Origin of the sequence: Nocardioides campestrisoli (assembly GCF_013624435.2) — a bacterium.
GTDB lineage: Bacteria > Actinomycetota > Actinomycetes > Propionibacteriales > Nocardioidaceae > Nocardioides > Nocardioides campestrisoli.
Genome location: NZ_CP061768.1, coordinates 1,168,635 through 1,179,720 on the forward strand (window position 1 = coordinate 1,168,635; position 11,086 = coordinate 1,179,720).

Consider the following 11,086-nt stretch of genomic DNA (forward strand, 5'->3'; position numbering starts at 1 on the left):
TCGAACTTGCCGCGGCCAGGACGCTCCCCGAATGCGTACTCCCCCCCGCGAATCATCCGCAACCATCCTTCTCGCCGCTGGGGCAGGGGGATGCGGCTGGGTCATGGATTGACACGACCGCGCCTCCGACACGGCGAACGGACACGGGGCCGGATCGAGCTGCCCACGGCGATCCTCCGCGCGACGGCGCTTGGCTTCGCGTTTGCGCCGTTGAGGTGATGTGTCCATGCCGGCGCTCTGGCCGTTCTTCTTCGTCGCGCTCGCATAGTCAGGCACTGTGAACGAGCATTCAAGCGCTGTGCTGGCTAAAACGAGATGCCCGTTCCACGATTCCGCGTGCCGGAGCTGCTTCTTACCCCCGCCTATGAGTGACCTGATGGCGTTCGCTCAGCCGGAGTCGGGGGAGGGCGGAGTCGAGTTCGCCGGCCGTTCCACATCCGGAGTCAGTTCGCGCGCGATCAGCCGAAGTGCGTTGCGCACGGGCAGCCAGTCCGAGGTCGCGAGGGTGCCGTCGGCGCGGCGGCGTTCGAGATGCGCGAGCAGTCTGCCGACAGCCTGCGCGTCGTTGCGGATAGTGCGGAGTGCCTGGTCCACCGATGCTGCTCCGGTGGTGCGGGCCAGGCAGGTGGATGGCGATGGATTGCCCGATGTCGCCGCGGGTCGGGGCAACTCGGGCTGGGCCGCGGCTCTGGAGCGGGGGACCGAGACGATCCGGACCTCGATCGCCCCCTTGCGTGCGCCGAGTCGCTGGAGAGCGGCGTCGTTGCGGCATCGGGTCGAGCACCAGACGGGGCGGCGTCCGACGCCCTTGTAGACGACCGGGCTGGCGCAGTTCGGACACGTGCTGCCGTCATCTGGCGACGGGTTGCGGTCAGCCATCTTGGCACCTCGTCGGGCCGGGGGACGGAGCGTGAGCGGCCCTTCCTTTCGCACAATCGAAACGGGGTCGCGCCGAGAATGCAAGAGGTGTGTGGCACTTGGTATCCGCGTGAATCTGGGGGGACGCTGAGGGTCGGCGACTGCTGGGGTGTCGGCTTCCGCTCGGCTGGGCTGGCCGAGTCAAGGGGAGCGGGCATTGCGCTCGGGGGGAACGGTTCAAATGCGCGCCAGCTTGGTCACACTGCGCGGCAGGCGGCCGTCGACTAGACCCGGTCGTCAGGCAGCCCGGACGATCTCGTTGGTGAACCAGTGCCCGAGCCGTCCACCACGGTGCCGGCTGCGGACGACGATGCCGACGCCGAGATCGAGGGCAAGGTCGACCCCGTCAGGTAGCTCCCCAGGCCGCGCGCGCCAGTCCTCGCCGTGCTCGAGACGCTCGGAGACCTCCGAGAACACGAGCGGGCAGCACGAACACACCGGGTCGTATCCGGACACGGCGCGCGCGACGAAGGCCACCACGGGCCGACCGAAGTGCTCCTCACTGCGCACGTCACTGATCGCGACACCGTCGCCAAGCTCGTAGGGGTCGAGCATCGCCGACCACTCATAGTTGGTGGCATACGGTTCCAGGGGGCGCACCGACCACGACGATGGCGGTGCGCCGAGCACGTGGAAGGGCTGGCCGTCATCGAGTCGGGTTCCGTGGAGTTCGCCGTGCCGCAGCGTGGCCCGCACGTTGAGGTAGTCCGAACGGTGGACGAGCTCGAGCTCGGACCAGCGCTCGGGCGCTGACCGTGCCAGCAGGCGCACGTTCTCCGGGGTCACGACACCAGACTAGGGCGAGGCGCCCCTATCGATCGGACGACGACGCGGCAGAGCCGTCGCTCCGGTTGACCGCCTGCACGGGGCTCATTCGATCGGTCACGATTACAGCCGGCTCGCATGACGTCGTGGCGCGGGGACCGGCGTTCGGCAGATCCGGCAAATCGAATGCTCCACGCGCGCAGCCGCCGATGGGGACACACCCAGTGAGTGCAGGGTGGCGTCGGTCTGACGATCCGGTGGGCAGCCTCGACTGGTTTGGGGGCGAGGATCTCCATGAACATCCGCGTCCGACTGCTCCGCACCTCGTGGCCAACAGCAGCGATGGCGACACCGAATGTGGTCCGTCGAGCACGCGACTGAGGCATAGGTTGGACGCCCGAACGCGACCGCTTGCCCTCAACTTGCCCTCACCAGCACGGAAATCGACTGCAAACGACGACTACCCATCGGTGCGCCGAGTAGGGTGTTTGCGCAGGTCAGGGCGTGTTTTCCGCAAGTATCAGCGACGGACCGAAAGTGCCATCTACGTTCCGCTTCAACGTGTGACGGCGGGCGACCGACCGCTGCCAGGCAGGTGAAGCCGATGGCGCCCGCCTCGCCCTGAGAGGCGAAATTTCCGTGGTGGCTGGCGCTCGTCGTGTGCGGCGCCCCGGGCTACGGTCGCAGGACCGGACCACGACGCCTCGGAGGCACGCATGGACCAGCACGAGGTGCTCATCGTCGGTGGCGGCAACGCCGGGATCTCGTTGGCCGCTCGGCTCCTGCGCGACGGGGTGCAGGACGTGGCGGTCGTGGAGTCCGAGTCGGTCCACCGCTACCGCCCGCTGCTGAGCTACGTCGCCGCGGGAGAGGCCACGATGGACTCCCTGGAGAGGCCTGCCGCCCAGGTGATGCCGCCGGGCTGCACGTGGATCCCGGAGCGGGTGGTCGAGGTCGACCCGGCTGCGCCCGCGGTGGTCACCGACTCGGGTCGGCGGATCGCGTGCACGACGCTGGTGGTCTGCCCCGGGCTGGAGGAGGACTGGGACGCCGTCCCGGGCCTGCGCGAGGCGTACGCCGCGGGGTGGGCCGGCTCCTCGTTCGTGGTGGAGAGCGCGCCGCGGGTCTGGCCGGCGCTGCGCGACCTCACCTCGGGCCGGGTGGTCTTCACGATGCCGCCCGAGCCTGCGCCCTGCGGGGCCACCGCGCTCAAGCCGCTGCTGATGGCCTGCGACCACTGGCGGCGCTCCGGGGTGCTGGAGGCGCTCGACGTGCACCTGGTGCTCCCCGGCCCGACCCCGCTCGGCGTGCCCGAGGCCGACCGCGAGCTGGGTCGCACCCTGGCCAGGTACGGCGTGCACGTCCTGCGGGAGGCCCGGGTGGCCGAGCTGACCGAGCTGACCGGGCTGGACGAGCGACGGGTGGCCGTCGCGACCCCCGGTGGCGAGGTGGTGCTCGACGACGTCACCTACGCCCACGTGGTGCCGCACTACCGGGCTCCGCGGTGGGTCGCCGAGAGCGAGCTCGCGGGCGCCGGGGCAGCGGGTCAGGCCGAGGTCGACCCGGAGACGATGAGGCACCGCCGGCACCCGCAGGTCTGGGCGCTGGGCGACGTCGCCGACCTCGGCATCCGACCCTCCGGCGGAGCGCTGCGCAGGCAGGTCGCCGTCCTGGCCCACAACCTGCGCCACCCCGAGGGGCCCGAGCAGCGCTACGACGGCTACACGGTGATGCCGGTGACCGTCGCCCGGCAGCGGCTGATGTTCGTCGAGGTCGATCGGGAGGGCCGGCAGCAGCAGAGCCTGCCGGTGCTCGACCTGGTCCGCCCACGGCGTACGTCGTGGTGGGTGGACCGCTACGCCCTCCCGGTCACCTACTTCCGCCGGATCCTGCGGGGCAAGGTGTAGCCCGGTCCGCTCAGGCCCGCAGCTCGTCGTCGACGTAGACCGATCCGGAGGCGCGCAGTCCGGCCCAGGTGAACGGCACCGCGGTCAGGGCGAGCAGGACCAGGACGGCGTTCCAGCCACCCGTGGCTTCGTGCAGCATCCCGACCAGCACCGGGCCCGCCGCGGCGACCAGGTAGCCGACGGGTTGCACGAAGCCGGAGAGCTGGGCAGTGACCTGGGGGTGGCGGGTCCGGGCCGGGAGCATGGCGATCACCAGTGGGAAGGCGAAGCCGGCCACGCCGAGCATCAGCGCCCACAGCCACGGCACGGTGGCCGGCCACAGCGCCAGGCCGCCGTACCCGCCGGCGAGCAGGACGCCGAAGGTCACCACGTACGGCGAGAGGGAAGGGGCGCGGACGATGAGCGTCGGCATCGTCAGCGCCCCGATGATCCCGGTCGCCGAGAGCAGCGCCGCCAGCGCGCCGGCATGGTCGGCGGAGAGTCCGGCGTCGCGGTAGACCTGGGGGAGCCAGCCCAGCTGGACGTAGGCGTGCATGGACTGGATGCCGAAGAGCACGGTCATCGCGACCGCGGTGGGGGAGGTGGCGATCCGCCCCGCCGGGGCGGGGCCGCTGTCGAGGTGGTCGCCGGGGTCTCGTCGCTCGCGGAGCGCCAGCCCGATCCACAGCGGCAGGGCGAGGAGCACCATCAGTCCCCACACCCCGAGGGCACGCTGCCAGCTGCCCAGCGTGGAGGCCAGGGGAGCGGTGAGCGCCTGACCGATCGTGGCCCCGACGATCAGCGCGGTGCCGTAGACGGTGGCGAGCGCGACCTGGTGCCCGCCACCGTGCCGCTTGATCCAGGCCGGCACCAGCACGTTGCCGACGGCCATGCCCGCCAGCGCCAGGGCGCTGAGGGCCAGGAACACCCAGGGCGTCCCCGTGCCGGGGCGCAGCAGCAGGCCGACGGTCGCGGCGACGAGCCCGAGCGCGATGCCGACCGTGATGCCGACCCGGCGGGCGAAGGCGACCGCCAGCCCTCCGGCGAGGGCGAAGCAGAGGCCGGGCAGCCCGGTCAGCAGGCCCGCCAACCCTCCGCTGAGCCCGAGCCCGCTGCGGATCTCGGCGAGCACCGGACCGACGGTGGAGGCGCCGGGACGGAGGTTGACCGAGACCAGGACGATCGCGACGAGGGCGACCCCGGTGCTCAGCCCCGGAGGTGGGCGGCGAGACACGAGCCCGATCCTGCCTCACCGCACCCAGTCCTCCCGCGAGGCCGGCGGGCCGTGGTCCGCTGGGCGCCGCTGTTGTGAACGCTCATCTCCACCGCTGAACGCCGATAAAAGGTGACTGACCTGGGCATTTCGATGCCTAAGTATATTGTGATTCACATCACACCGGTGCTAGGAAGGAGTCCAGGAATCCCGGTCGGCGGTGTGCCGGCCACTCGGAAGGGCGGCTCCCATGGACGACCTCAGCAGACGCAGTCTTCTCCGGGCCGGCGGGGTCGCCGCCGCCCTGGGCACGCTCGGCACCGCGGCGCAGGCCGAGGCGCACCCGTGGCGGTGGTCGGCCGCCGGCTCCATCCCCGGCACCGGCACCGGGGCGGACCCCCGGTTCACCTGGGACGACGAGGCGGACCCCGTGATCGCCCGGCTCCTGGACCGCGGCGAGGTGCCGCGGGTCAACCAGCTGCTCAACGGATGGGTGCGCAACTCCGACCCGCTGCCGGCGGGCCTGCCCACCGAGCTGCGCGACTTCATGGAGCACGCCCGGCGCCTGCCCTCGTGGGCCGACCAGCGGCAGCTCGACCTGGCCGCTGAGTTCAACACCAAGCGAGGTCTCTACCTCGGCGTCCTCTACGGGTTCGCCAGCGGCATGCTGAGCACCGTCATCCCCAAGGAGGCGCTGGCGGTCTACTACTCCAAGGGTGGCGCGGACATGAAGGACCGCATCTCCAAGACCGCCAAGCTCGGCTACGACATCGGCTCGCTCGACGCCTACCGTCCGAGCGGGGAGATGGTGGTGACGGCGGTGAAGACCCGGATGGCGCACGCCGGCGTACGGCACCTGCTCCCGCAGTCCCCGCACTGGGCCGGCCGGGCGCCCGAGGACGTGCCGATCAGCCAGCACGACCTGATGGTGACCTGGCACAGCCTGCCCACCACGGTGATGCGGACCCTGAAGGACTGGAAGGTGCGGATCCCTGCCGACGAGCAGACCGCCTTCCTCCACTCGTGGCAGGTCAGCGCCGCGATGCTCGGCATCCGGCACGAGTACATCCCCGCGACCTGGTCCGACGCCGAGTCGCAGGCGCAGCAGGTGCTCGACCCGATCCTCGCGCCGACGCCGGAGGGCCTGAAGCTGGCCGACGTCCTGCTGGACCTCGGCAAGGGGCTGGACGGCACGATCCTGTCCCGCGGAGTGCTGGAGGCGCTGACCCGGTTCACCCTCGGCGACGAGATCGCGGGCTGGTTGCGCCTGGGTCGCCATCCTCTGTGGGACGGCCTGCTCAAGACCGCGTGGCGACCGTTCGTGGCGGTGCGGGAGGGCCTGCTGCCCGCGCCGTTCATGCCGCCCGCCGCCTGGATGTTCGACGAGCTGCTGCGTCAGTTCGTCCTGCTCTACACGGCCGAGCTCAAGCCCATCCGGATCCAGATCCCCACCGGCAACAACCCCAACTACCCGTAACGGTCTCGGCACTCGGCACGGCACTCGGCACGGCGGCCGGCACCCCGTACGGCGAGCGGGATGGCCGTCCCGACGGCATGCCGGGGAGCTCGGGCGGGGACAGGGGGCCCGTCCCCACCGAACGGAGCAGTGCCCCGCATGACCGACGACTCGCGTCCGGCCCACCCGGACGGGCATCCCCAGCCGTCCTCCCAGGACCAGCCCGACCAGCACGCCGGGCACACGCCGCCCACCCAGGCAGCCGCGCGGGCGGCCCGACGCACCGGCGCCGCGCTGTCCCGGCTGGACTACCAGCGGCCGCGCTACCCGCACGACATCCACCCCGCGCTGGTCCCCGGGATCGCCATCGATGAGCAGCGGCGCCGCTACTCGGTCGATCGCGTGGTGCTCGGGATCGCGGGGGTGCTCACGGTGGCGTTCGTCGTCTGGGGGATCGCCGACCCCGACGGTGTCGGCGAGGTCGCCGGGACGGCGTACTCCTGGACGATGGAGAACCTGGGCTGGCTCTTCAACGCGGTCGCCACGATCGTCCTGGTCGCGCTGGTCGCTCTCTGCATCTCCCGCTACGGCGACATCCCGCTGGGCAAGGACGGGGAGACCCCCGAGTTCTCCACCTTCTCCTGGGTGGCGATGCTCTTCGCCGCCGGGCTCGGCATCGGGGTGATGTTCTGGGGCCCCTCGGAGCCGCTGACCTACTTCATCTCCCCGCCGCCGATGACCTCCGAGGCGGAGTCCGTCGAGGCGCTCCACCACGCGCTGGCCCAGACCTACTACCACTGGGGCGTCCACGCCTGGGCGATGTACGCCCTGGTCGGCGGCGCCGTGGCGTACGCGGCATACCGGCGCGGCCGCCCGCTGCTGATGTCGTCGATCTTCGAGCGGCTCTTCGGCCGCAGCCGCACCGAGGGCTGGGCCGGGCGCCTGGTCGACATCTTCGCGATCATCGCCACCCTGTTCGGCACCGCGGCAGCGCTGGGCATCGCGGCGCTCCAGATCGGCCAGGGCTTCGTGATCGTCAGCGGCGCCTCCGAGCTGACCAACACCGCGCTGGTCGCGATCATCGCCGTCCTGTCGGTCGGCTTCGTGATCTCCGCGGTCTCGGGTGTGGCCCGGGGGATCCGGATGCTGTCCAACCTCAACATCGTCCTGACGATCGGCTTCGCCGGGCTGGTCTTCCTGCTCGGGCCCACCCTGTTCCTGCTCAACCTGCTGCCGTCGGCGCTGATGGAGTACGTCGGCTCCTTCTTCGCGCTGATGGGCCGCTCCGCCTCGTGGGGCCAGGAGACGCTCGACTTCCAGTCCGCCTGGACCGTCTACTACTGGGCCTGGTGGATCTCCTGGTCGCCGTTCGTCGGCGTGTTCATCGCCCGGATCTCCCGAGGCCGGACGATCCGCCAGTTCCTGCTCGGCGTCATCCTCATCCCGTCCTCGCTGCTCTTCGTCGCCTACGGGATCATGGGCGGCACGGCGATCTCGATGTACCGCGACGGCGAGCCCGGCTTCAGCACCGAGGTGAACCCGCCGGAGGTGCTCTTCGCCGTCGTCGACAACCTGCCGTTCGCCGGCTGGCTGCCGGTGCTGATCATGGTGATCCTGGGCATCTTCTTCATCACCGCGGCCGACTCCGCCTCGGTGGTCATGGGCATCCTCAGCACCCGCGGGTCCCAGTCCCCGCCGCGGACCGTGGTGGTCTTCTGGGGGCTGGTGATGGCCGGGATCGCGGTCGTCATGCTGCTGCTCGGCGACGAGTCGGCGCTGCAGGGGCTCCAGTCGCTGGTGATCATCACCGCGGTGCCGTTCGCGGTGGTGATGCTGCTCGCCGTGGTCGCCTGGTTCCGCGAGCTGAGCACCGACCCGCACACCCTGCGGCGCCAGTACGCCGAGAACGCGGTGCGCAACGCGGTCGTCGCGGGCGTGGAGCGGTACGACGACGACTTCGGCCTCCAGGTCGTCCGGACGGGGCCCGGGGAGGGGGCGGGGGCCGGTGTCGACTCCGCGCACGCCGACTACACCGAGTGGTACCAGCGCACCGACGAGGACGGCCGGCCGATCGGCTACGACTACGAGACGGGGGAGTGGGCCGACGGTCGGTCACCATCGTCCTCCTAGCCTGTCCACCATGACGCGTTATCTCACAGCTGTGCCCGTGGCACTGCTCCTTCTCCTGACCGGCTGCTCCTCCTCCGACGACAACGACGACAACGGCGACAAGAGCGCCAAGGCCGGGAGCGAGACCACCACCTCCTCCTCCGAGGGACGCGTCGAGGTCGGCGGCGTCAGCTTCGAGCTGCCCGAGGACTGGACCACGCTGGACGCGCAGGAGATGGCCGACGACGTCGGCGAGACCGACGAGATGAAGGAGGTCCAGGGTGCGCTCGGGATGAGCGACGCGCAGTTCGACAAGCTGATGGACTCGGTCGACCTCTACGCCGTCACCGGTGAGGGCGCCAAGAACGGCTTCCTCGACAACGTCGTCGCCGTCGTCGTCCCGGGGTCGATGCCCAGCGACACCCAGATCGAGTCCGAGATCCTGGCCCTCGAGGGCAAGGTGCAGTCCCTCGAGCGCGAGGAGACCGACGCGGGCGAGGTGGCGCGGATGGCCTACACGATGCCCGCCGGGGCCGGCGAGGTGCAGGGTGAGGCGCTGAGCGTCGAGGTGGACGGCTCCGTGGTGAGCATCTCGGTGAGCACCCCCGACGCCGCCACCTCCGCCGAGGTGGCGGACCTGATCATGGAGACGATCAGCGAGGCCTGACCGGCCCCGCCCCGCAGTCTCCGCAGACCATCGAGCCCGCCGACCCGACCCGGGTCGGCGGGCTCTGTCGTTCCAGTCCTGTCGGCCTCAGGCGCGCTCGAGCAGGAAGACCGGGATCTCCCGGTCGGTCTTCTCGGCATATCCCGCGTACGGCGGGAAGGCGTCCACCGCGCGCTCCCACCAGGCGGCGCGCTCGTCGCCCTCGGCCAGCCGGGCGACGTACTCGTGCTTCTCGGCGCCGTCCTGCAGGTCCACGTGCGGGTCCGCGACGAAGTTGTGGAACCACGCCGGGTGCTCCGGCGCTCCGCCCTGGGAGGCCACCGCGGCGTAGACGCCCTCGTGCTCGACCCGCATCACCGGGTTTTTCCGCAGCCTGCCCGACCGGGCCCCGCGCGAGGTGATGACGACGATCGGCCGGTCCATGATCGTGTTGCCCTCGGCGCCGTCGGTCGCCTCGTACAGCGCGACCTGCTCGCGGACCCACGTGCTCGGGCTCGGTTCGTACTCTCCCTGGAGTGCCATGGGTCCATCCCAGCACGCGGGCGGGCACCCCTGCACGTGTCTCGGGTCACCTCGCGGGTGGCACCGGGACCGCTACGGTGGGCGGAGGTCCGGAACCGGAGAGAGGCGGCTCGATGCAACGCCCTGTGCCCCGCACGATCACGCTGCACGGCCACGAGCTCTCCTACGTCGACAGCGGCGAGGGTGCCCCCGTCCTGTTCATCCACGGCATCCTCGGCTCGCGCGGCCAGTGGAACCGGCTGATCGACCGGATCCACGACGACCAGCGGGTGATCGTCCCGGACCTCTTCGGGCACGGCGAGTCGGCCAAGCCGCTCGGCGACTACTCGCTGAGCTCGCACGCGGCCACGCTCCGCGACCTCCTCGACCGGCTCGGGGTGGAGCGGGTGACCCTGGTCGGGCACTCGCTGGGCGGCGGCATCGCGATGCAGTTCTACTACCTCTTCCCCGAGCGGGTGGAGCGGCTGGTCCTGGTCGCCAGTGGCGGCCTGGGGCGCGAGGTCAGCCCGCTGCTGCGGGCCGCCACCCTGCCCGGCGCCGAGCAGGTGCTGGGGGTCGCCGCCTCCGCCTGGCTGCTGGGCCGGCTCGAGGACGTCGGCGGCGCCGCGCGCAGGGTCGGCTGGAAGCCGGGCGCCGACGTCACCGCCGTCTGGAAGGGGTTCACCTCGCTCAACGACCGGGAGAGCCGCCGCGCGTTCCTCTCCACCACCCGGGCCGTGATCGACCTCGGCGGCCAGACGATCAGCGCCCACGACCACCTCGAGGACGTCGACCCGGTGCCCACCCTGATCGTCTGGGGCTCCCGGGACCGGATGATCCCCGTCTTCCACGCGCTCAAGGCCCAGGAGTCGGTGCCCGACTGCCGGGTGGTGCTCTTCGAGGGCGCGGGGCACTTCCCGCACCTCGACGACCCCGACCGGTTCGCCGAGGTGCTGCGCGACTTCATCGCCACCACCGATCCCGCCCCCGTCGTGCGCGCCCGGGCCGCCCGGGACGCGGGCTGAGCGAACGCCGATGACCCAGGAGACCGGTCCGGTCGTGGTCCCGGCGCGCGCGGACGAGCCGGCGGTCCTGGCGCTGCTCGCCGACTACGCCGAGGAGCTGGCCGCCCGGGGCATCGTGCTCCACCAGGACGAGGGCGGGTCCGTCACGCCCGAGGAGATGGCGCCGCCGCGGGGGGCCTTCCACGTGGTGACCCTCGGCGGCCGGCCGGTGGCGTGCGGGGGAGTGCGGCTCCTGGACCCCGGGACCGCCGAGGTGAAGCGGATGTACGTCGCCCCCACCGCCCGCCGGCGCGGGGTGGCGCGCACGCTGCTCGGCCGGCTCGAGCAGGACGCCCGCGACCTCGGCTGCTCCGCCGTGCGCCTGGACACCGGCCCGGGGATGGACGCGGCGATCACGCTCTACCGGGCGAGCGGGTACCGGGAGATCGACGACTACAACGGCAACCCGCACGCGGGCCACTGGTTCGAGAAGGCGCTGGCTCGACAAGGCGTTCCAGCCGACCGGCTCGTAGACTGACCGGCGGCCCGCGGTGCCAGCCGCGGTTC

Annotated in this window: 10 protein-coding genes; 6 read left to right on the top strand and 4 right to left on the bottom strand. The window is 71.5% G+C overall.

Annotated elements, in window-relative coordinates:
* Positions 1-387: 387 nt before the first annotated feature.
* On the bottom strand, positions 388-879 hold the full coding sequence (locus H8838_RS05615; RefSeq protein ID WP_185996444.1) for a hypothetical protein: 492 nt from the start codon (positions 877-879) through the stop codon (positions 388-390).
* A gap of 276 nt (positions 880-1,155) precedes the next feature.
* The gene (locus H8838_RS05620) at positions 1,156-1,704 is read right to left on the bottom strand and encodes a hypothetical protein (protein ID WP_185996445.1); all 549 of its coding nucleotides are present in this window, start codon (positions 1,702-1,704) and stop codon (positions 1,156-1,158) included.
* A 695-nt stretch (positions 1,705-2,399) separates the two neighbouring features.
* On the opposite strand from H8838_RS05620, the gene H8838_RS05625 reads away from it, so the two are divergent.
* Positions 2,400-3,590 (top strand): FAD-dependent oxidoreductase, encoded by a 1,191-nt coding sequence (locus H8838_RS05625; RefSeq protein ID WP_185996446.1) that lies wholly within the window; start codon positions 2,400-2,402, stop codon positions 3,588-3,590.
* 10 nt (positions 3,591-3,600) lie between these two features.
* Here the strand turns inward: H8838_RS05625 and H8838_RS05630 are convergent, their stop codons facing one another.
* Complete coding sequence (locus H8838_RS05630) at positions 3,601-4,803, bottom strand: MFS transporter (protein WP_224766406.1); 1,203 nt, start codon at positions 4,801-4,803, stop codon at positions 3,601-3,603.
* Positions 4,804-5,032: 229 nt separating this feature from the next.
* On the opposite strand from H8838_RS05630, the gene H8838_RS05635 reads away from it, so the two are divergent.
* The 3 genes from H8838_RS05635 to H8838_RS05645 all read left to right on the top strand — a co-directional run bounded on the left by H8838_RS05635 (position 5,033) and on the right by H8838_RS05645 (position 9,014).
* Positions 5,033-6,259, top strand: coding sequence for an oxygenase MpaB family protein (locus H8838_RS05635; RefSeq protein ID WP_181311442.1), 1,227 nt, complete (start codon positions 5,033-5,035; stop codon positions 6,257-6,259).
* Between the two features lie 138 nt (positions 6,260-6,397).
* A complete protein-coding gene (locus tag H8838_RS05640) occupies positions 6,398-8,368 on the top strand; it encodes a BCCT family transporter (protein ID WP_185996447.1) in 1,971 nt (656 codons plus the stop codon).
* A gap of 10 nt (positions 8,369-8,378) precedes the next feature.
* Complete coding sequence (locus H8838_RS05645) at positions 8,379-9,014, top strand: hypothetical protein (protein ID WP_181311440.1); 636 nt, start codon at positions 8,379-8,381, stop codon at positions 9,012-9,014.
* A gap of 87 nt (positions 9,015-9,101) precedes the next feature.
* Here the strand turns inward: H8838_RS05645 and H8838_RS05650 are convergent, their stop codons facing one another.
* Positions 9,102-9,536: a nitroreductase family deazaflavin-dependent oxidoreductase gene (locus tag H8838_RS05650; RefSeq protein WP_181311439.1), complete on the bottom strand. Its 435-nt coding sequence runs from the start codon at positions 9,534-9,536 to the stop codon at positions 9,102-9,104.
* Positions 9,537-9,649: 113 nt separating this feature from the next.
* On the opposite strand from H8838_RS05650, the gene H8838_RS05655 reads away from it, so the two are divergent.
* Entirely contained in the window at positions 9,650-10,540 is an 891-nt protein-coding gene (locus H8838_RS05655; RefSeq protein WP_185996448.1) for an alpha/beta fold hydrolase, read from the top strand.
* A gap of 10 nt (positions 10,541-10,550) precedes the next feature.
* Complete coding sequence (locus tag H8838_RS05660) at positions 10,551-11,057, top strand: GNAT family N-acetyltransferase (protein ID WP_185996449.1); 507 nt, start codon at positions 10,551-10,553, stop codon at positions 11,055-11,057.
* Positions 11,058-11,086: the final 29 nt, after the last annotated feature.